The sequence below is a fragment of the Kitasatospora sp. NPDC001309 genome (assembly GCF_042896295.1).
Taxonomy (GTDB): domain Bacteria; phylum Actinomycetota; class Actinomycetes; order Streptomycetales; family Streptomycetaceae; genus Kitasatospora.
In genome coordinates this window covers 178,624-201,433 of sequence record NZ_JBIAXC010000005.1, presented here as the reverse complement: position 1 = coordinate 201,433, position 22,810 = coordinate 178,624, and the positions used below count along the sequence as shown (strand labels likewise).

Genomic DNA, 22,810 nt, shown 5'->3' with positions numbered 1-22,810 from the left:
CCAGGCCGACGGAGTCGGATCCGGCGGACAGGAACTCGGTGTCGGCGTCGGCCTCCGCGGTCCCGGTCAGCTCCAGGAACCAGGCGAGGATCCGCACGGCCGGGTCCACCGGACGGGCGGGGGCCGGGGCGGTCGACTGCGGTACGGCCACCGGCGCGGGCTCGGGCTCAAGTGCGGGCGCCGACGCGGCGTCAGGCGTCGGACGGGCCTCGGGTGCCGCGTCGTCCGAATGACGCCCGGCCGGCTCCGGGTGCTCCTCGAAGGCCGCCGTGGGAACCCGCTTGGAGGAGATGTCCGCCAGCACCAGCAGCGGCCGGCCCGCCGCGTCGGTGACTGTCTGGGTGACCCGGCAGGCCTCGTCGTTCCAGAACGTGGTCTCGGTACGGACGTACGCCGCCTCCGCCAGCGGGCCGTGGACCTCCAGTCGGCCGACCGAGAGCGGGATGAAGGCCGAGGCCTCGGCGGCGCCGAACACCGGGTTGTCGGGCGCGATCGCGGCGATCGTCACGCTGTCCAGCAGCCCGGGGTACAGCTCGACCCCGCCGGGGTTCAGCTCCCGCTGACGCTCGCCCTCGATGCGGGCCAGCGTGCCGCCGTCGGGCAGGCCGGCCACCCAGGAGATGTTCCGGTAGTAGCGGCCGTGGTGGTAGCCGATCCGGCGCAGCCAGCGGTACAGCCGCGAGCCGGCGTGCAGTTCGGCCGAGCAGGTGTCCAGGAGCGCGGCGAGCGGGACGGCGGCGGGCTGCGGCGCCCGGCGCGCGAGGTAGCGGCCGGTGACGAACGGCTCGCCGCTCTCGCCGTCCTGGACGGTGAAACGGCCCTCGCCGTCCACCCGGCACACCACCCGGCGGGCGGCCGTGGGGATCAGCGGGCGGTGGAAGAGGACGTCGCCGAGCCCGTGGAAGGCCTCGCCGCGCACGGTCGCGCCCTCGCGCAGGAAGTCGAACCAGGCCACGCCCGGCAGCATCGTGCGCCGGTAGACCGCGTGCTGGGCGATCGGGGCCTCGCCGGGGCCGAAGACCCGGGAGAAGGTGTAGCCGGCGGTGCCCTCGTCGGAGTCCAGCACGGTGGGCGTGCCGGGCTCGGCCGAGCGCAGCGGTTCGCGCAGGTCCAGGGCCGGGCCGGTGGACTGGGCCGCGGGCAGCGGCCGCTTGCGCCAGGCGCGCCCGCCCTGGAAGGCCGCCCAGTCGATCTCCCGCCCCGCCGCGAAGAGTTCGGCCACGGTCGCGGCGAGCGTCCCGGCCACCTCCTGCTCGCCCTGGGCCCGGTCGAGCCGGGCGCAGAGCTCCGCCGTGTCCGTGTCGGGGTCGGCCGCCGCCTCGGCGTCGGCCTCCTGCCGCAGGACGTCGGCCAGCGCCTGTTCCAGCGGCGTGCTCCCCCAGGCGAACTCCCGGACGGCCTCCCAGCCCGCCGGCAGGTCCACCGCCTCGGCGGGCAGGCCGAGACCGCGCAGCGCCACCGCGAGCGCGACGCCCTCGCTGATCCTGAGCAACTCGCCCGAGAACGAGGCCAGTTCGGTGCCGGTCGCGGCCTCGAAGAGGTCGAGCACCTCCCGCACGGCGGGCAGCGTCCGGTCCAGGGCGGCCAGCCAGGCGGGCGGGGTCGGCGCCGCCACCGGGCGGATCCGGACGGTCGTCCGGGGCTGCGGTGCGCCGCCCAGCAGCCACGTCCGCAGGGCGGCGGCCAGTTCTGCGGCGTCGGCGCCCGTGACGGCGGTGCGCTCCGCGCGGTGCGGCCGGGCCAGTCGCGCCGTGGCGCAGGCGTCCGCCGGGTCCGCCGGGTCCGCAGTCAGGAGGCCGAGCCACTGCGCCGCGAGCTCGCGCAGCGCGTACGGGGTGCCGGCGGACAGCGGCAGGACGTGGACGGCCCGTCCCGGAGCCGGGGGGTGAGGCTCCGGGACGGAGTCGGGGACGGCCTCGGCGACCACGTGGGCGTTGGTGCCGCCGAAGCCGAAGCCGCTCACCGCGGCCCGGCGCACCGGCGCCTCGGGCCAGGGGGCGGCGGCGGTGGGCAGGTGGAAGGGGCCGGTGTCCAGGCCCAGGCGCGGGTTGGGCGCCGGCACGCCCGCCGCCGGGATGACGCCCTCGCGCAGCAGGACGAGGACCTTGGCGAGCGCGGCGAGGCCCGAGGCCGAGTGGAGGTGGCCGATGCGGCGCTTGAGCGAGCCCAGGGCCACCGCGTTGCGCGGCACACCGTGCCGGCCGAAGACCTCGGTGAGCGCCCGGGTCTCGATCGGGTCCCCGATGGCGGTGCCCGTGCCGTGCGCCTCGACGTACTGGACGGTGGCCGGGTCCACGCTCCGGTAGACCCGGTCCAGCAGCTCCACCTGGGCGTCCAGGTTGGGCGTGGTGACGCCCATGGTGGCGCCGTCGTTGTTGACGGCGCTCGCGCTGATCGCGCCGAGGACGTGATCGCCGTCGGCCAGCGCGGCCGCCATCGGCTTGAGGACCAGCGCGACGGCGCCCTCCCCCGGGACGTAGCCGTTGGCCCGGCCGTCGAAGGTGTGGCAGAGGCCGTCCGGGGACAGCGCTCCGGTGCGGGAGAGCAGCACGAAGGTCAGCGGGTCGATCAGCAGGTCGACGCCGCCGACGACGGCCAGGTCGCAGGCGTCGGCGGTCAGGCTCTGGCAGGCGAGCCAGAGCGCCGTCAGCGAGGACGAGCAGGCCGTGTCGACGACCAGGCTCGGGCCCGAGAGGTCGAGGCGGTCGGAGAGCCAGGCCGCCAGGAAGTTCTGCGACCGCCCCCACAGCGCCGCCGGGCGGGCGGCCTCGGGGAGCCGGGCGGGCAGGCCGCGGCCGTGGTCGAAGCCGTAGGAGTTCATCCGCGCGCCGATGAAGACGCCCGCGTTCAGCCTCCGCCGCCCGGCCCCGAGCTGGCCGGAGTCCTCCAGGGCCCGGGCGCCGACCTCCAGCATGGTCCGCTGCTGCGGGTCCAGGTGGAGCGCGTCCTCGGCGCTGAGGCCGAAGGCGGCGTGGTCGAAGGAGTAGGGGTCGAGCAGGAACGCCCCGCGGTGGTGGGAGCCCTGGTGGGGGCCGTCGCCGAGGTAGAGCTCGCGGCGCCACCGGCCGGGCGGGACCTCGCCGACCTCGGTGCCGTCCTGGTGCAGGAAGTGCGCCAGGTCGACGGCGTCCTCGGCGCCGGGGAGGCGTACCGCGAGGCCGATGACGGCGATGCGGCGGTCCGGGCGGTCCACGCTGGTCCTTTCGTCGGCGGGTCTGTCGGTGGTTCTGTCGCAGGGGCGGTCGGTGGGGCGGTCGGTGGAGGTCACGGCGTCACCGGGCCCGGTCCGGCGCCGACCAGGGGCCGCAGCAGGGCCCGCAGCGCGGTGCTGCGGCCGTCGGCGTCGGGGGCGGGGACCGGGCGGTCCGGTCCCGGCTGGGCGGGGACGGTCACCGCGAGCTCGGCGGCGAGCACGGCGGCGAGGTCGTCGGCCGTACGGGTGCGCATCAGCAGCGACGGGTCGACGGTGCGTCCGGTGTGCCGTTCCAGGGCGGTGGCCAGTTCGGCGATCGCCAGCGAGTCGAGCCCGAGGCCGGGCAGGGCCCGCTCACCGGGGTCCTCGCCGAGGACCTGGACGAACGCCGCGCGGACGGCCTCGCGGGCTGCCGTGCGGTCCCGGCCGGTGACCGGCGCGGGGGCGGCGGGCACCGTCGCGGGGACGGCGGCGGGGATGACGACGCGGATCGGGGCCGGTTCCGGTGCCAGTGCCGGTGCCGGTGTCGGTGCCGGTACGGGCTGCGCGGTGGCGGTGGCGCGGCCGGGGAAGAGCACGGCGCCGCCGGTCAGTGCGTGGTCGAGGAAGGCGGCCTCCGCCTCCCCGGCATCGATGGCGTGGGCGGCGGCGAAGGAGGCGTCCGCGGCCATGCCGACCCCCGTCCAGTCCGGCCAGGCGTGGGCCGTGACGGTGGTTCCGGCAGTGCCGTTCTCCCGTTCGGCCAGGGCGAGTTGGTAGGCGTTGGCGAGGGCGTAGTCGACCAGTCCGCGCCCGGCCCGGGCCTGGGCACCGGCGATCGAGGACACCAGAACGGCGAAGTCCGCGCCGCGCTGCTGGGCGAGCCGGACGGCGTTCAGCGAACCGGCGACCTTCGGGGCCAGCACCCGGGCGGCGTCGCCCCAGGGGCGGCGGTGCATCGCGCCGAACGGGTTGACGCCGCCGGCTCCGTGCACCACACCGCGCAACCGGCCCCAACGGGCGCCCAGTTCGTCGGCGACGGCCGCGAGCGCCGAGGCGTCGGCCGTGTCGCACGGCCGGTACGCCACCTCCGCCGGGCCCGCCAGCTCGCGCAGCGCGGCGGAGCGCCCGGGGTCGAGCGGGGACCGGCCGACGATGCCGATGCGGCGGGCGCCGCGCTCGATCAGCCGGGCGACCAGGCGTCGGCCGACGGCACCGAGCCCGCCGGTGACCAGCAGGTAACCGTCCCCGGACAGGCCGCAGTTCGGCCCGGGCGCCGCGTCGGCGGACTGCGGGGCGTAGCGGACACCGCCGCGGTACGCCACGACCGTGGCAGCGCCGTGCTCGCCGTGCTCGCCGTTCGGGGCGTCCGGGCCGTGGCCCAGGGCCGCGTACTCGTCGGCGAGTTGCCGGGCCCACGCCTCGGCCGGATCGGCCGCGTCCAGGTGGACGATCGCGCCGGACCTCCGGCTCTCGGCGCAGGCCGCGGCCACCGCCGCGGCCTCGGCGGCCCGTACCGGGCGCAGCGCGGCACGCTCCCCGGGGTGCACGGCGGCGCTGTGGCAGCCGGCCCACAGGATGCGGCCGTGTGGCGGCAGCTCCCGGATCTGGTCGCCGAGTTCCTTCCAGAAGGGCCCCAGCTCCTCGCCGTCGCCACCGTCGGCGTCGTCGGAGGCGTCGATCATGAGGACGGTGTCGGCGGCCCGGCCGGGCTCGGCCAGGCGCGCGCCGCGGGCACGGAGTTCGGCCTCGATCAGCTGCCCGAGGGCTCGGTCGGCGCCGACCAGCCGGACGGTACCGGAGGCCACCGTCGGGGCGGCCGTCGCGGCGGCCGGCTCCTGGGAGTGCCACGCGGTGCGCAGGGCCCGGGCGCCGGTGGGCCGGGGGGCTTCGCCGGTGCGGGGTTCGCCCGTGCGGGTCCGCCAGTAGGTGTCCGGGGCGAACGGGTAGGTCGGCAGGTCAGTGGTGCGGGCCCCGGGGATACCGAGCGCGGACCGCTCGGCGGCGGCGGCCGGTTCCTGGTCGGCGTGGGTGACGGGCACCCGGCCGGCGGCGACGGCGCGCAGGGCGGTGGCGAGTTCGGCGGCGTCACGGCCGTGAACGGCCGTCCGCCATTCCTGCGGGGAGCGGCCGGTGTTGGCCGTGCGGCACAGGTCGGCGGTCTCCCACGGGTCGCGGACCGCCTCGAACCGCTCGGCGTAGGCGGCGGCCAGGGTGCGGACGGTGTTCTCGTTGGCGGCCGTCACCCGCACCAGGTGGCTGCCGGGCGGCAGCGGCGCGCGGACGGGGAGGGCGGGCGGCTCCTCGACGATGACGTGGGCGTTGACGCCTCCCATCCCGAAGGAGCTCACGGCCGCCCGGCGGGCCTGCTCCCCGCGCGGCCAGGGGCGGGCGCGGTCGGCCAGGTAGAACGGCGAACTCTCGAACGTCACATGGTCGTTGGGCCGCCGGACGTGCAACGAGGGCGGGATCGTGCCGTGTTCCATCGCGAGCAGGACCTTGACCAGGCCGGCCAGTCCGGCGGCCGGCTCCAGGTGCCCGATGTTGGACTTCACCGAGCCGAGCGCGCAGAACTGCGCGCGGTCGGTGTGCTCGCGCCAGGCCCGGGTCAGCCCCTCGACCTCGATCGGGTCACCCAGCTTGGTGCCGGTGCCGTGCGCCTCGACCAGGCCGATCGACTCGGGCGACACCCCCGCCTCGCGCAGCGCCGAGGCCACCACGTCCTCCTGTCCCGAACTGCTCGGCACCGTCAGGCCGCTGGTGCGGCCGCCGTGGTTGACGGCACTGCCGCGGATGACCCCGCGGATCCGGTCGCCGTCGCGCAGCGCCGCCGCCAGCGGTTTCAGCACCACCGACACCACGCCCTCGCCCGGCACGAAGCCGTCGGCGGTCGCGTCGAACGCCCGCACCAGGCCGGTCGGGGAGAGTGCGCGCAGACTGGTCATCGCGGTGTAGTGCAGCGGCGACAGCCCGACCCGCACCCCGGCGACGATCGCCTGCCCGCACTCGCCCACCCGCAGCGAGCGCACGGCGGTGTGCAGGGCGACCAGCGAGGAGGAGCACAAGGTGTCGATCGTCATGCTCGGACCGCGCAGGTCCAGGAAGTGGCTCAGCCGGTTGGCCAGGAAGGCGTTGTGGTTGCCCAGGCCGCTGTGGGTGTCCAGCTCCGGCGCGAGGTTGTACTCGCGGTAGTGCTGGTAGCTGGCGCCCACGAACACGCCGGTGTCGCGGTCGAGGCCGCGCGGCGGCAGACCGGCCGACTCCAGCGCCTCCCAGGTCGTCCGCAGCAGCCAGCGGACCTGGGGGTCCAGGACCTCGGCCTGCTTGGGGAAGAAGTCGAAGAACCGGGCGTCGAACTCCTCGACGTTGTCGAGGAATCCGCCCACGTCGCCCGTCCGCACGGCCGCGGAGCCGTTCCAGCGGTGGGCGGGAGCCGGGCCGAGGGCGCTGCCCGCATCGGCGAGCAGCGACCAGAGCGCGTCCTCGTCCCGGGCGCCGGGCAGCGCGAGGGCGAAGCCGATGACGGCGATGTCCTTCGAGTCCGCCTCCGGCTCCGTGACGGCCGGCGCCTCCGCCGGTTCAGCGGTGCCGTCAGCGCCCTGCCCGGCGACCGGCACGGCGGGGAACTGCCCGGCCAGGTAGGCCGCCAGGGAGCGGCAGTCGGGGTGTTCCAGCACCTCACCGGGGCTCAGCCGCAACCCGTGGGCCGCCTCCAGGTCCGCCGCGACGGCCGTCGCCAGCAGGGAGTCGAGCCCGACCGTGGAGAGCGGGGTGGTCGCGGTGATCGCCGGATCGCGGAAGGCGTCCCGGACGATGGCGAGGACGGCGGCCTCGACGGCCGCACCGTGCCCGTCCGGTACGGTCCGGACCGGCACCGGCGCTTCGGAGCCGGCCACGGCGGTCCCGGCCGCAGCAGTCCCGGCCGCAGCGGTCTCAGCCGCAGCGGTCTCGGCTGACGCCCCCGGCCCCTGCGCCGTCCGGTACTCGACGCCGGTGAGCCGGGCCAGCGCGGCGCCGTCGGCGGCGAGCAGCGTCGCGTCGCCCCGGCGGACCCGGTCCGTCCCGGTGTCCTCGGCCTCCAGCAGCACGTAGGCGGTCCGGGCGGGGTCGCCCCACCGCTCGACCCGCCGGACGGACTCCGGCAGGTACGTCTCCGCGGCGGCGGACGGGTCCGCCAGGGTGAGCACGGCCATGCTCTGCAGGGCCGCGTCCAGCGCGACCACCGTCCGCTCCAGCGGCCCGGCCTCCGGCAGGTCGACGCGGGCGAGCACGCGGTCCGGTCCGTAGCGGACCTCGCCGAGCGAGCGCAGCGGCGCGTCGAGGTCCATGCCCTTCGCCGCGAACCAGGCGTACAGGCCGTCCGGTTCGAGGGTGCGGCCGAGGCGGGCGCGCAGGGCGTCGAGGTCCGCCGCGCGGGGGGCGCGGGCGGGTGCGGTGTCCGGGCCGGCCGGCTCGATGCGGGCGATGGTCCGCCCGCCGTGGCGGAAGGTGGCCGCGCCGGTGCGTGCCGGGTCGTCCAGGTCGCTGCCGAGCGGGCCCTCGCCGGTGCCCCGGCCGAGGAAGGCCGCCCGGTGCAGGAGGTGGGCCCGGTGCAGGGCGAGTGCCAGCGGCAGCGCGCCGGGCACGGTCGGTTCGCCGAAGACGCGGTGGGCGCGGGTCAGCCGGCGGGCGGTCTCGGCGGGGGCCCGGAAGGGGTAGGGCGGCAGGTCGGTGCGCCGGGCGGGCGCGCCCTGGTGGACGGCGCGCCAGTCGACGGTTCCGCCGCCGACGTGGTGCAGGGCCAGCGCGGTGCTCAGCCGCTGCTCGGGCAGGGGCAGCCGGGCCCGCAGGCGCTCGGCGCTCACGGTGGTGAACCGCGCGACCAGGTCGAGGAAGGCCTCGTCGGCGGGTGTCGCGGCGCCTTCCAGTGGCGCGTCGCCGCGCAAGGCCTGCGCCTGCCCGTCGCGCAGGTGGCGGGCCAGCCCGGCGGCCAGCTCTCCGGCGGTGGCGCCGAGGACGGCCAGCCGGTGGCGCCGGTGGTCGCGTCCCACGGCGGCCGAGCGGCAGAGCGCGGCGAGGTCGGTCGGGGTGTCGCCGCGCAGCAGGCGGAGCACGTCCGCGGCGCGGTGGGCCAGGGCCTCGGGGGTGTGCCCGGACAGCACGAGCAGGTGCTCGCCGAGCGCCTCGGGCGCCCCGCCCGGGGCGGCGGTCCGGTCGGCGGGCTGCGGCAGGTACTCCTCCACCACGAGGTGCGCGTTGGTGCCGCCCATGCCGAAGGCGCTGATCCCGGCCCGGCGCGGCCCCTCCCCGGACCACTCCACCGGCCCGGTCGGGATGACGAACGTCCCGTCGGCCAGGTCGAGTTGGGCGCTCGGGGTGTCGAAGCCGGCCAGCGGCGGGATCTCCCGATGGCGCAGGCAGAGCAGCACCTTGAGCAGGCCGGCCAGGCCGGCGGCCGGCTCCAGGTGGCCGATGTTGGCCTTGACGGAGCCGAGGTGGCAGGGGGCGCGGCGGTCCGGGTCGGCGCCGAACACGGCGGCCAGCGCGGCCGTCTCGATCGGATCGCCCAGCTGGGTGGCGGTGCCGTGCGCCTCGATCAGGGTGATCTCCGCCGGGGCCACCCCGGCGTCCGCCAGGGCCGCCCGGATCACCTCCGTCTGGGCCTCGCTGCGCGGCACCGGCAGGGCGCCGGCCCGGCCGCCGTGGTTGACGGCCGCGCCGCGGATGACGCCCAGGACCCGGTCGCCGTCCCGCTCGGCGTCGGCCAGCGGCTTGAGCATGACGGCCACCGCGCCCTCGCCCGGGACGAAGCCGTCGGCCCGGGCGTCGAACGGACGGGGCAGGCCCTCGGACAGGGCGCCCAGCTGGCTGAGGCTGCGGTAGTACCACGGGGTCAGGCCGACGTGGCAGGCCGCGACGATCGCGGCGCCGCAGTGGCCGGCGCGCAGGGCGGCGACCGCCTGCTGGACGGCGACGAGGGCGGAGGAGCAGAGCGTGTCGACGGTCTGCGAGGGGCCCCGCAGGTCCAGGGCGTAGGAGATCCGGTTGGCCAGCAGGGCGTTCAGGGAGCCGAGCGCGCTGTAGGGGCCGACGCTGTCCAGGCCCTGGGCGTCACGGTGGTGGGTGTAGGTGGCGCCGACGAACACCCCGATGTCGCGGCGGTCGGCCAGGCCGCTCTCGTCGCGCACCGCCCAGGCGTGCTCCAGCAGCAGCTTCTGCTGGACGTCCAGTTCCTCGGCCTCGCGGACGGAGACGCCGAAGAACGCCGGGTCGAAGCGGTCGATGCCGGTGAGGAAGGCTCCGGTGCGGCAGTAGGTGCCGGTCTGGCGCGGGGCGCGCGGGCCGAAGTGGGCGTCGATGTCCCAGCGGTCGGCGGGGATCTCGGTGAAGGCGTGGCCGCCGGCGCGCAGCAGGGCCCACAGGCCGTCCTGGTCGGCGGCGCCGGGCAGGTCGCCGGAGGCGGCGACCACGGCGATGTCCCCGGGGCGAACGGCGGGGCGGTCGACGGGGCGGGCGGCGGGCGACGCCTCGGCCGTTTCCAGGACGGGAGCGGCGGCGGGAGCCGGTCCGGGGTCCGGCGCCGGGTCCGGCCCGGGGTCAGGATCGGCGGTCGGCGCGGTCGGAGCGGGCAGCGCCTCGGCCGCCCCGTACCGCTCGGTCAGCGCCTGCGCCAGCTCGGCGAAGCCGCCGTACTCCAGGAACAGGGTGGCGGGCAGGTGGATCCCCCACCGGCGGGACAGCTCCTCCGAGAGCTCGACGCTCGTGATGGAGCTCATCCCGTAGTCCGACAGCGGCGCGTCGCGGTCGAGGCGGGCCAGGCCGAGGCGCTCCGTCAGGAAGCCCTCCAGGGCCTGTTCGACGCGCTCGGGGCCGGCGCCCCCGGCGTGCAGCGGGTCGGGCGCGGGCAGTTCGTCGGCGGGTTCGGCACCCGGCAGCCGCGCGCCCGCGGGCTCGTCCTCGGGGAGGACCACCGAGGCGTCGGGGTGGGCGATGACGACCTGCCGGGTGTCCTCGCCCAGCACCGCCAGCAGGGCGTCCAGGGCCTCGGCGGTGCCCAGCGGCCGGACGCCGCGCCGACGCAGCTGGTCGGCGACGGCGGTGCCCATGCCGACCTCGCCCCACAGGCCCCAGTCGACGCTCAGCCAGGGGCGGCCGTGCGCATGGGCGAAGGCGTCCAGGTAGGCGTTGGCGGCGGCGTACCCGGCCTGGCCGAGGTTGCCGAAGGTCCCGGAGACCGAGGCGAACAGCACGGCGAAGTCCAGGTCCGTTCCGGCGAGGGCGGCGGCGAGTTCGTGGACGCCGTCCACCTTGGGCCGCAGCACCGCGGCGAGGTCGGCGGGCGTGGCGGAGCGGATCAGGCCGTCCTTGAGGGTGCCGGCGGCGTGCACGACGCCGTGCAGTTCGCCGAACTCCGTACGGATCCGGTCGACGACGGCGCCGAGTTCGCCCGGGGCGGTGATGTCGGCCGCGTACGAGACGACCGTGCAGCCGGGGAGGTCGGCGGCGGGGGCACCGGCGCCGCCGGAGCGGCTGACCAGCGCGACCAGGCCGGCGCCCTCCCGGGCGAGGCGGGCGGCCAGCTCGCGGCCCAGCCCGCCGTGCCCGCCCAGCAGCAGGTAGCGGCCGCCGGGCCGGACCGGCCGCCCGCCCGGACGGGCCGGGCGGGTGCGCACCCGCACCGGTTCGTGGCGCACGCCCCGCCGGTAGGCGACCTCGGTGGGGCCGTCGCCGAGCTCGCCCGCCAACGCGTCGGCGGAGGCGCCGTCCAGGTCGATCAGGCGCGGGCGCAGCCCCGGGTACTCGATCGCGGCGGTGCGCACCAGGCCCCACAGCGCGGCGCGGGCGGGCACCGGGACGTCGCCGTCCACCACCGGCTGGCCGGACGCGGTCACCGCGAAGAAGCGGGCGTTGCGCCGGCGTTCGCCGAGGGTCCTGAGCGCGGCCAGGCAGCCGTGCAGGCCCTGGTCGAGTTCGGCCTGCCGCTCGCGCGCGGGCCCGGTGTTCCACAGGTGCACGACCCCGGTCACCGGCTCGCCCAGCGACTCCCACAGCCGGCGGAAGGACTCCTCGTCGGCGGCGGGCAGCAGGACGCGGTCGGCTCCGCCGGTGGCGGTGTCCGTGCCGAGGACGGCCTCCACCACGCGGGCGCCCTCCGCCCGCAGTCGGCGGGCGGTGCGCTCGGCGGGGCCGTCCCCGGCGGCGCCGTCGGCGGCGCCGTGGTGCAGCAGCACCCAGGTGCCCCCGGCCGGCTCGCGGACCGGGCCGGGCGTCTCGCGCCAGCGGATCCGGGAGAGCGGGTGGGCGGGGCCCGCCGCCCGCCCGGTGGTGCGGCGCATCCGCAGGCCGGTGAACTCGACGAGGACCTCGCCGGAGGGGCCGAGCAGCAGGGCGTCCGCCGTCGCGTACGCGCCCTCGTCGCCGGTGCGGCGCACCAGCACGGTCGCGCCGCCCGTCCGTCCGGACAGTTCGGCGTGCACGGCGATCCGGGCGAGGCCGATCGGCAGCACGGGCCGCGGGCCGTCGGCGAGGTCCTGGAGCGCGCAGGCGGCAGCCTGGAACACGCCGTCCACCAGCAGCGGGTGGGCGTGCCAGGGCAGCGGTTCGGCGTCGGTGGCCAGTACGGCGCGGGCCGTGCCGTCCCCGACGGCCAGCTCGCGGACGGTGCGGAAGTCGGGCCCGTAGGCGAGGCCCTCGCGGGCCCAGCCCCGGTACAGCTCGGCCGGGTCGACCGTGCGCGGCGCGGTGACCTGCCAGGCCGTCGGGCCGGGGCTCCCGGCGCCGAGCAGGCGCCCCGTGCCGGTGGACAGGGCCTTGCGCTCACCCGCCAGGACGGTGCTCAGCTCGAAGCCGGTCCGGTCGGTCCCGGTGCGCCGCACGTCGAGGCGCACGGCGGCCGAGGCGTCCTCGGCGAGGGTGAGCGGGCGCAGGAAGGCCACGTCGGTGAGTTCCGACGGTGCGAAGGGGCGCAGCCCGGCGATGCCCGCGAGGGCCATCTCCAGCTGCACGGCGGCCGGCAGCAGGCCGAGGCCGTCGGCGCGGTGCTGGGCGATGAGGGGCTCGCGCCCGGCGAAGGTCTTCTCGTAGGTCTCGCGCGTCGCGTGGATGTCGTGCGTCCCGTGCGTCCCTCGGGTGTCGTTCGTCCCGTGGGTCGCGTGGGTGTCGGCTCGATGCGTCGTCACTGGCCCTCGTTCCCGTTCTCGTAACGGCGGTCGAACAGCGGGTGGCCGACGGCGCTCGCCGCGAGGCGGCGGGCGGGGGGCGCGGTCAGCTCCTGCCGGTGGAAGGGGTAGCCGGGGATGGTGGTGGTGCGCCGGTCCCGGCCGGCGTGCAGGGCGCTCCAGTCCAGGTCGGCACCGGTGCGGTTGTGGTGGGTGGTCAGGGCCGCGTGCAGCTGGGCCTGGTCGTCGCGGTCGCGGTGGAGGGTGGGGATCCAGGCCGGGTGCGGTTCGGCGAGGACGGTCCGGGCCAGCGGCAGCAGCTGGGGGTGCGGGCCGACCTCCCAGACGGTGTCCGGGGCGCCCTCGCCGAGCACGGCGAGGGCCTGGGCGAAGCGCACGGGCTCGCGGATCGCCGCCGCCCAGTGCTCGGGGTCGGTGGCGGTGGTGTCGGTGTGCCAGCGGCCGGTGAGGGTGGAGGCGAACGGGAGGGCCGGTGCCTTGAGCGGCGTCCGCGCGACGGCCTCCGCGAACGGCCGGACGGCCGGCTCCATCGCGGCGGAGTGGAAGGCGTGGCCGACGGCGAGCCGCTGGGTGCGGTGCGGGGTCCGCTCGCAGTACCGCGCGACGGCCTCGGCCGGGCCGGTGACCGTGTGCACCCGCGGCGCGTTGTACGCCGCGATCTCGACGCCGGGGTGGGCTCGCAGCTCCTCGACGAGGGTGTCCGCGTCGGTGTGGACGACGGCCATCGCCCCGCCCGCGCCGTGGCACTCCTGCATCAGGGCCCCGCGCAGCGCGGTCAGGCGCAGCAGGTCGGGCAGGTCGAGGACGCCGGCGGCCCAGCCCGCGGTGAGTTCGCCGAGGCTGTGGCCCGCGACGGCGTCGGGGTGCACGCCCGTTCCGGCGAGCAGCCGGACCAGGGCGACCTGGACGCTGACGATGGCGGGCTGCGCGTAGCGGGTCTCGTCCAGCAGGTGCCGGGCGTCGCCGTGGAGCAGGTCGGACAGCGGGACGTCGAGGTGCGGGCGCAGCAGGTCGGCGCATTCGTTCAGTGCGTCGCGGAAGGCCGGTTCGGTGGCGAGCAGGCCGCTCGCCATGGACCGGTACTGCGAGCCCTGGCCGGTGAACAGGAAGGCCGTGGTGGGCCGGCCGGTGGGCCGGACCGCCGGGGTGCGGCCGTCGGCGACCTCGGTGAGGCGCTCGGCCAGTTCGCGGGCGGTGCCGCCGTGCACGGCGACCCGCCAGCGGTGGGCGGCCCGGCCGGTGTTGGCGGTGTAGGCGATGTCGCCGAGTTCGTCGGCGGTCGCGGAGCCCAGGCGGTCGGCGTAGGCGGCGGCCAGGGTGCGGACGGCGTCCTGGTCGGCGGCCGTCACCCGGATCAGGTGGCTCTGCCGGGCCTCCGGGGTGCGGGCCGGGACGGCCGGCGGTTCCTCCACGATGACGTGGGCGTTGACGCCGCCCATGCCGAAGGCGCTGACCGCCGCCCGGCGCACCCGCCCGCCGCCGCGCGGCCAGTCGAGGGCGCGGTCGGCCAGGTAGAACGGCGAACCCTCGAACTTCACGTGGTCGTTGGGGCGGCGCAGGTGCAGCGAGGGCGGGATCGTGCCGTGTTCCATCGCGAGCAGGACCTTGACCAGGCCGGCCAGTCCGGCGGCCGGCTCCAGGTGCCCGATGTTGGACTTCACCGACCCGAGCGCGCAGAACTGCGCGCGGTCGGTGTACCGCCGCCAGGCCCGGGTCAGCCCCTCGACCTCGATCGGGTCGCCCAGGCCGGTTCCGGTGCCGTGGGCCTCCATCAGGTCGATCGTGTCCGGGGACACGCCGGCGTCCCGCAGCGCCGCCAGCACCACGTCCTCCTGGGCGCCGCTGCTCGGCACCGTCAGGCCGCTGGTGCGGCCGCCGTGGTTGACGGCGCTGCCGCGGATGACGCCCCGGATCCGGTCGCCGTCGCGCAGCGCCGCCGCCAGCGGTTTCAGCACCACCGACACCACGCCCTCGCCCGGCACGAAGCCGTCGGCGGCCGCGTCGAACGGCCGGATCGCGTCCGAGGGCGAGAACGACCGCAGCCGGGAGCCCAGTTGGAAGTACTGCGGCGACATGCCCAGGTGCACCCCGGCGACGATGGCCTGCTCGCACTCGCCCGCGCGCAGCGAGCGCACGGCGGTGTGCAGGGCGACCAGCGAGGAGGAGCACAAGGTGTCGATCGTCATGCTCGGACCGCGCAGGTCCAGGAAGTGGCTCAGCCGGTTGGCCAGGATCGCGTTGTGGTTGCCCAGCCCGGCGGCCGTCTCGACGACCTCGCCGACGACCATGTCCCGGTAGTGCTGGTAGCTGGCCCCCACGAACACGCCGGTGGAGGTCTGCTCCCGGCCGGCCGGGCCGGCGTCCTCCAGGGCGCGCCAGGCCGACTGGATCAGGTGGCGCTGCTGGGGGTCGATCCACTGGGCCTCGGCGGGCGAGAGGCGGAAGAACCCGGCGTCGAAGTCGGTCAGTCCGTCGACGAAGCCGGCCCGCCGCAGGTACACGGTGCCGGGCTCGCCCTCGGTGCCGTAGTACGCGTCGATGTCCCAGCGGGAGGCGGGCACTTCGCGCAGGCAGTCCTGGCCGTCGGTCAGGACGCGCCAGAGCTCGGCGGGGTTCGCGGCGTTCGGGAAGACGCCGTCGACGCCGATGACGGCGATGTCGTGGCGCTCGTCGTCGTGGCGGGGGCCGTCGTCACGGGGACCGTCGTCCTGGTGGTCGTCGCGCGGAGCGGCAGTAGCCGCGGGGGTCACGGGGACCTCCCTGGCCGCGGGGGCCTCGGTGCGCTCCGGCGGGGCAGCGGGGTCCGGCTCGGCCGGGCCGTCGGCGACGCCGTACTCCTCGCGCAGCGCGGCGGACAGCCGGTCGACCGTGCCGACCTCCAGCAGCAGCGTGATCGGGATGTCCACGTCCAGCCGGGACCGGATGTCCTGGGCCAGCGAGACGGCCAGGACCGAGTCGAGCCCCAGCTCCTGGAGCGGCCGGTCGCCTTCGAGGGTGTCGGCGTCCAGTTCCAGGGCGGACGCCACCCACTGGGCGAGCGTCGCTCGGAGGGCGCCGCCGGTCCGCCGGGGCGGGGGCGGCGGTGCGGTGGGCCGGGTGCCGCCGGTGGGCGCGGTCGCGGGTGCGCCGTGGGCGCTCTCCCGCCGCGGGTCGGGCTCGGGTGCCGGCCCCGGCGGGGTCGGCGAGATCCGCTTCCAGGTGATCCCGCGGGCCTCCAGCACGGGCTGGTCGCCGTCCAGGATCACCAGGCTCGCGCTGAGCAGCCCGGCGTCGGGGCCGGCCTCCCGGTCGCGTCGGGCGTGCACCCGGGCGGTGGCGGGCAGCGGGCCGCGGACGGTGAGCCGCTCGACGGCGAAGGGGACGTACAGTCCCCGCGCGCCGCAGGCGGCGAGCGCGACCTGGAAGGCGCCGTCGAGCAGCCGGGCGTCCAGCGGCCCGTACGGCCGGTCGTCGGCGCGGAGGGTGCCGACGGCCTGTCCGGGGGTGGTGGACAGCGCGGTGACGGTGCGGTAGCCGGGGCCGTAGTGCAGCCCGGCCTGTTCGTGGGCCCGGTACATCGCGTCGAGGTCCACGGGTGCCAGGCCGTGGGCGGCGGGCGGGGCGAGGGGGGACGGCGCCTCGGCGGCGGCCACCTCGCCGTCGCAGACCAGTGCCCCGGCGGCGTTGCGGAACCGGACGGAGGGTCCGTCCTGCTCGGCCGTGAGGGTGTCGGCGCCTTCGACGGGCATCCGGAAGGTCAGGTCGCGCAGGGTGAAGCCGTCCCGGCCGAGGAGTTCGGCGACCCGGCCGGGGTACGCGGCGCCGGGCAGGGTCGGCCGCCCGAGCACGAGGTGCTCGGCGGCCTCGGGCTGCCCGTCCCAGCGGCGGACGGACGGACCGGTCGGCGCTGGCGGCGCGGCCGGCGCGGGCGCGGCAACGGGGACCGCTGCGGCCACGGGGGCGGGGGCCGGGGCCGGCCACAGGAAGCGCTCCTCGTGCGGTGCGGTCGGGAACCGCACGCCCGCCCGACCCGGGCCGGTGGACAGGTCCACCCCGGTGATGAACTGCCTTGCGGCGTCGTCGAGTTGCTCCCTGGAGGCGCCGGGGTCGAGCGGCTCCCGGCCGGCCCTGGCCGTGCCGGAGACCACGCCGGTGTGCAGCGAGCGCGAGGTGCCCGCCCCGGCCAGGAACAGCCGGAGCTTGTCGTCGAGCTGCTCCACGCCGTTCACCACGCAGGCGAGTCGGTGCGCCTGGGCCGGGCGGCGCAGGGCGGCCTCGCTCAGCGCGGCCAGCGGCGGGCAGTGCGGGGAGTCCAGCATCAGGACGAGCCGCTCGGCGAGGGTGCGCAAGGCCGCCTCCGAGCCGGCCGACAGGACGACCAGCCGGGGCCCGCCGTCCTGCACCGGGGCGGTGTCCGGCGCGGCCTCCAGCACGACGTGCGCGTTCACGCCGCCGAAGCCGAAGCTGCTGACGCCCGCCGCCTTCGGCCCGTCCCACGGCAGTGCCCGGTCGGCGACGACCAGCGGGGAGCCGGCGAAGTCGAACGCCCGGTTCGGGGTGCGGTAGTTGAGCGAGGGCGGGATGGTCGCCGCCTGGAGCGCGAGGACGGTCTTGATCAGGCCGGCGATGCCGGCGGCGGGCTCCAGGTGGCCGAGGTTGGTCTTCACCGATCCGACCGGGAGCGGCCGGGCCTCCTCCCGGCCCCGGCCGAGGACGGCGTGCAGGGCCTCCAGCTCGATCAGGTCGCCCAGCGGGGTGCCGGTGCCGTGCGCCTCGATGTAGCCGATGTCCTCGGCGGTGCGGCCGGCGGCGGCGAGGGCCTTGCGCAGCACCGCCTCCTGGGCGGGCTTGCTGGGCGCGGTGAGGAATCCGGCGCTGCCGCCGGTGTGGTTGACGGCGGTGCCGCGGATCACCGCGAGCACCGGGTCCCCGTCGCGCTCGGCGTCGGCGAGCCGCTTGAGGACGACGACGCCGCAGCCCTCACCCCGTACGTAGCCGTCCGCCGCCTCGTCGAAGGTGCGGCACCGCCCCTGCGGGGACAGCATGCCGGTGCGCGCGTAGGAGCGGGACTTGTCCGGGGTGAGCACCAGGTTGGCCGCGCCGACCACGGCGGCGTCGACGTCGCCCGCGCGCAGGTGCATGGCGGCCTGGTGCAGGGCGACCAGGGAGGAGGAGCAGGCGGTGTCCACCACGATGCTCGGCCCCGACCAGTCGAACACGTGCGACAGCCGGTTGGCGATCATCGACATGGCGGTGCCGGTGGCCGCGTGCGGGTCGGCGTGGCCGGTGCTGCGGGCGACAAGTTCGGGGAAGTCGCTGGCGATCGTGCCGACGAAGACTCCGGTGTCCGCGCCGAGCGAGGTGTGGTCGTGGCCGCAGCTCTCCAGCGCCTCGGCCGTGACGCTGAGCAGCAGGCGCTGGAGCGGGTCCATCCGCCGGGCCTCGCGGTCGGTGAGGCCGAAGCGCGCGGGGTCGAAGTACTCGACGCCGTCGAGCCAGCCGGTCGGCACGTCGTCGGTGTCGGACCACAGCTCGGCCCAGCCGCGCCGCCCGGCCGGGGCCGGGCCGACACCAGAGGCGCCGTCCATCAGGTTGCGCCAGAACTCGTCCGGGGTGGCGGCGCCGGGGAAGCGGCAGGCCATGCCGACGACGGCCAGCGCACCGTCCTCGGCCGGGCGCGGGGCGGGCTGCGGCCGCGCGGCGGCGGGCGCCGGGGCCACGGGCGGGGCCTGCTCCCGGACGACGACCGGGGCCGGTACGGGGGCCGCAACGGCCTCGACCTCGGTCTCGACCACCGGTACGGCCTCGACCACCGGTACGGCCGCGGCCACGGGTGCGGGCACGGTCGGTGCCGGTTCCCCCTCCCCCGCGCCCAGCAGCCGGGCCAGCTTGGCCGGCGTGCCGGTCGCGAAGACGTCCGCCGCGCTGATCCGCAGGCCCAGCGCCGTGCTCAGCTGCGCCGCGGCCACCGTGACGCTGGCCGAGTCGCCGCCGAGGTCGAAGAAGTTGTCGTCCGCGGTGAACTCGGTGTGCCCGAGCGTGGCGGCGAAGACCCGGGCGATCCCGGCGGTGCGGTCCTGCACCGCCGGGCGCGCCGGCTCCGCCCCGTCGGCCGCGCGGACGATGTTGTCCCGCTTCGGCTCGGGCAGCCGGGTGCGCGCGACCTTGCCGTTGTCGGTGAGCGGGAGGGCGTCGATGCGCACGTAGGCGTCGGGGACCATGTAGTCCGGCAGCGCGGCGCGCACGAAGGCGTCCAGCCGGGACTTGGTGGCCGTCGCTCCGCCGACCAGGTAGGCCGTCAGGCGCGGTTCGCCGCGCCCCTCGAAGCGGGCGGCGCCGACGACGGCCGCGGTGATGCCGTCGAAACGCTCCAGCACCCGCTCGATCTCGGCCGGTTCGATCCGGTTGCCGCGCACCTTCACCTGGGCGTCGGCCCGGCCCAGCCATTCGACGGCGCCGTCCGGGTGCAGCCGCACCTCGTCCCCGGTGCGGTACAGGCGTACGCCGCTGGTGGGGTGGACGACGAAGGCGTCCGCCGTGAGGTCCGGGCGGTGGGCGTAGCCGCGGGCGAGCCCGGCGCCGGAGAGGTGGAGGGCGCCGGTGCCGCCGGCCGGGACGGGCTCCGAGCGCTCGTCCAGGACGTGCAGGCGGAGGTTCGGCAGGGGTTCGCCGAGCGGCAGCAGGGCGTCGGTGTCGGTGACCCGGTGGCAGGAGACCCAGATGGTGGCCTCGGTGGGGCCGTAGAGGTTCCACAGTTCCCGGGCGGAGGCGTGCAGTTGCCGGGCGACGCTCGCCGGCAGCGCCTCGCCGCCGGACAGGACGGTGAGCGAGGCGGGCGGGGTCCAGCCGGTCTCCAGCAGCAGGCGCCACAGGCTCGGGGTCGCCTGGGCGACGGTCACCTCGCCGGTCAGTTCGGCCAGCCGGTGCGGGTCGCGCGCGGTCTCGCGGGAGGCGAGGACGACGGTGGCACCGAGCGTCAGCGGCAGGAGCAGCTCCAGCAGGGAGATGTCGAAGGCCACCGTGGTGTGCGCGAGCACCCGGGCGTCGGCCGGTACGGCCAGGCGGGTGCCGATGCCGGTGAGGAAGTTGGCCAGGGCGCCGTGCTCGACCTCGACGCCCTTGGGGTCGCCGGTGGATCCGCTGGTGAACAGCACGTACGCGAGGTCGCGGCCACCGACCGGGGCCGGCACGGCCATCGCGGCGCCGTCCGCCTCCGGCACGCGCAGGGCGGCGCCGAGCGACTGCCCGAGGGCGTGGGTGCGGTCGTCGGTGAGGACCAGGTCGCAGCGGGCGACCTCGGTGTAGCGGCGCAGCCGGTTGGCCGGGTAGCCCGGGTCCAGCGGCAGGAAGGCGGCGCCGGCCCGCAGGACGCCGAGCAGGGCGGGCAGCAGGTGGGGGCCGCGTTCGGTCAGGATGCCGACCACCGAGCCGGGTTCGATGCCGTGGTCGTGGAGGCGGGCGGCGATCGCGTCCGCCCAGGCGTCGAGCCGGGCGTAGTCGAGGGTGCGGTCGCCGCAGCGCACGGCGACGGCGCGGGGCCGCTCGGCGACGGCGGCGGCCACCAGGTCGAGCACGGTCGGGCCCTCGGCGGCGTCCGATTCGGCCCCGGTCGCCGGAGCATCGGTGCTCGCACGTGCCGAGGCGTCCTCGGTGCGACCGCTCGCCGTGGGCGTCCCGTCCTCGCCGTGGAACAGCGCGGCCAGGAAGAGGTCCTCGACCCGCTCGGTGAAGGCCAGCGCCTCCTCGGAGTCCATGGCGGTCTCCCGGACGAACACCGTGGGCGGGCCGTCCTGCACGCACAGCAGCGCGACCTCGGTGTGCGGTTCGGCGGAGGCCTCCTCGCCCGCGCCGCGCTCCAGGACCATGACCCGGGTGAAGGCCGGCTCCCGCTCGCCCAGCGGGCGCCCGGCCAGGCCGAGCCGGGCCTCCAGGTCGGCGGCGTAGCCGGCCTTCTCGGCGGCCCGGTCGAGCTTGCGGCGCAGCGTCGCGGCGGTGTCCTCGGTGTCGAAGCGGACGGGGTGGCGGGCGGCGACGAGTCCGTGGGTGCGCTCGGCGCGGTCCCGCGCGGCGGACGGCGACCAGGCGAAGTCGAAGCCCCCGGGGGCGTCCTGACCGGCCGGGGCGTCCGTGCGCTCGGCGTCCGTGCGCTCGGCGTCCGTGCGCTCGGCGACCGCGCGCAGGAAGGCGCGGACGACCTCCGCGGTGTCCTCGCGCGAGGCGGGGGTGAACGCCAGCTCGTAGCGGCCGTAGTGGGCCGTGGCGGCGGTGAAGTCCCCGGCGGGCAGCCGGGCCGGGCGCAGGTCCGTCAGGCGGGCGCGCCACCAGGGCTCGTGGGGTCGCAGCTGCTCCTGGGCGGCGGCGAGGGCGGCGAGCAGGTCCTGCGGGGCGGGCGGCACCGGGGCGCCCTCGACGATGCCGAGGCACTGGGCGGCGGCCTGCCCGCTGAGGGCGGTGCCGTCGACGGCGGTGAAGTCGCTGAGCACGAGGTCGGCGTCCGGTCCGGCCAGGGTCAGCGCGGAGGTGGTCACGGAGAGCGCGGTGGTGCCGGTGCGGGCGTCGGCGCGGGGGATCGAGCGGACCTGCCGGGTGAACACCGCGCCCTGCCCGGTGAGGTACACGGGCAGCCCGAGCGGGTTGGGGAAGGAGCCGTAGTCGAGGGCCTTGGCGGTGCGGACGGCTTCGGCGGCGGTGGTGCCGGCGTGGATGACGCCGCCGTCGGCCATCCGGGCGGAGCGGCGGTAGAAGCGGCGTTCGCGGCCGGCCGTGTCGACCGGTTCGGGCAGGGTGCCGGCCACCAGGTGCGGGACGAGGTCGCCGAACAGTTCGATGCCGGTCTCGGCCGTCTCGTAGGTCAGCGACAGGGCGGTGGAGTGCTCGCGGATCGGGAACCAGCGCTCCAGCAGCACGCTTCCGGCGTCGACGGTCTCCGTCATGCGGTGCCAGGTGGCGGCGTGGCGGGTGGCGCCCTCGTACAGCGCCCAGGCCGGGACGTGGCTGCCGGCGTAGCGGGGCAGCGGGCCGTCGTGGAAGTTGACGGCGGCGATCCTGGGCAGCGCGAGCACGTCCGCGGGCAGGATCCGGAAGTTGACGGTGCTGAGCAGGTAGTCGAACGGCCGTCGGGAGAGCAGCTCCCGGAGGTCGCCGCGCGGGTCGAGCAGCGGTATCCGGTGTTCGGCGGCCCAGGCGGCCGCGGCCGGGTCGTCGCTGAGGACGCCCTCGATGTGCACGCCGGCGTCGAGGAGCCGGGCGGCGCACGCGGTCAGGACCCGGGTGCCGCCGATGAGGTAGCAGTTCGTCGTCATGCGCGGGCCTCGGCGGCCGGGGCGGCGTCGGAGCTGACGGGAGGAGTTGTCGGGTCCATCTCAGCTGTCTGTTCCGCGACCCAGGCGTCGATCTGGGAGACCACCTCCTCGTCGAGGGAGAGCTGCCCGGGGGCCCAGTGCGGGTTCGCCAGGCCCCGGTGGGTGCGCTCGCACATCGCCCAGTCCTCGTAGTTGGCCTTGTCCCACAGCGCGAAGACGGCCTCGTGGGAGAAGTCCTCCTTGGCGGTCTCGGAGGGGTGGAAGAGCCAGAAGTGCCGGACCAGGCAGGTGCCGGGGCTCTCCGGCCAGACCCACTGCATCATCACGTAGTCGGCGGTGAAGCCGAACAGCAGGTTGGGCAGGATGGTGATCCAGTTGATCCGCTGCCGGTCGGCCTCGGGCACCAGCGGCATCGGTTCGCGGCGGCTGCGGCCGGTCATGGAGACGGAGTTGAAGCCGCCGCGGATCGACTGCCAGGCGCCGACGATGTCGCCCTGGAGGTCGTAGGTGCCGGCGTCGTCGAAGTCGGTGATCCGGTGCAGGTCCTTGTGGGCGGTCGGGAAGTGCAGGCTCTCGTTGACGTTGTGCGCGACGAGCTTCCAGTTGGAGGCGACCGGGTAGTCCTTGGCCTCCATGCACTCCAGTTCGTCCAGGTGGTAGACGCGGGCGAACTCGCCGAACTCGCCGAGGGATTCGTCCAGGTCCGGGGCGTCGTCGGAGAAGGCGATGAAGACGACGCCGTGCCGGATCTCGGTGCGGATCGGCAGCAGCCCGTTCTTCTCCTTGGCGAAGAAGTGGTCGAGGTAGGTGCCGTTGAGGCTCTTGAGCGCGCCGTTGCGGTCGTACACCCAGCAGTGGTAGAGGCAGACCAGGCTCTGCCGCCTGCCGGAGGCCTCCTCGACCAGCTTGTAGCCGCGGTGGCGACAGTAGTTGTGGTAGGCCTGGATACCGTCGTCGCCGTGCAGCAGCAGGACGGATCCGGTACCGATGTTCAGGGTGCTGAACGCGCCCTTCTCCTTGAGTCGGGAGACGTGGTCCACGGGCAGCCAGCGGCGGCCGTAGATCCGCTCCATCTCCCTGCGGTGCTGCTCCTCGCCGGTGTAGAACTCGTGCGACCGGCCGGTCCCGCCGGTCTCGAAGTACGGTCTCTGCTCGGGCTGTTCGCTGATCAGGTCGTACATGCTGGCGGCGTTGGTCAT

The 22,810-nt window shown here is 76.6% G+C and carries 4 protein-coding genes (1 of these 4 cut by a window edge); all 4 read right to left on the bottom strand.

All coding sequences use genetic code 11. From position 1 onward, the window contains the following. Tightly spaced (each overlapping or abutting the next), the 4 genes in view from ACFY2K_RS07485 to ACFY2K_RS07470 form a layout consistent with a single transcriptional unit that may run on beyond the window. On the bottom strand, positions 1 to 3,268 hold the 5' portion of the coding sequence (locus tag ACFY2K_RS07485) for a beta-ketoacyl synthase N-terminal-like domain-containing protein (protein WP_387710121.1). The gene continues 2,906 nt to the left of window position 1, outside the view; only the first 3,268 of its 6,174 coding nucleotides appear in the window; its start codon is at positions 3,266 to 3,268; the stop codon falls past the left edge of the window. Next, complete coding sequence (locus ACFY2K_RS07480; protein WP_387710119.1) at positions 3,265 to 12,330, bottom strand: SDR family NAD(P)-dependent oxidoreductase; 9,066 nt, start codon at positions 12,328 to 12,330, stop codon at positions 3,265 to 3,267. The genes ACFY2K_RS07485 and ACFY2K_RS07480 overlap by 4 nt, the downstream gene beginning before the upstream one ends. Then, positions 12,327 to 21,611 carry an amino acid adenylation domain-containing protein gene (locus tag ACFY2K_RS07475; protein ID WP_387710117.1) on the bottom strand — a complete coding sequence of 3,095 codons (9,285 nt, stop codon included), beginning with the start codon at positions 21,609 to 21,611 and terminating at the stop codon, positions 12,327 to 12,329. The genes ACFY2K_RS07480 and ACFY2K_RS07475 overlap by 4 nt, the downstream gene beginning before the upstream one ends. Beyond that, positions 21,608 to 22,810: an SRPBCC family protein gene (locus ACFY2K_RS07470; RefSeq protein WP_380593548.1), complete on the bottom strand. Its 1,203-nt coding sequence runs from the start codon at positions 22,808 to 22,810 to the stop codon at positions 21,608 to 21,610. Before ACFY2K_RS07470 ends, ACFY2K_RS07475 begins: the two co-directional genes overlap by 4 nt.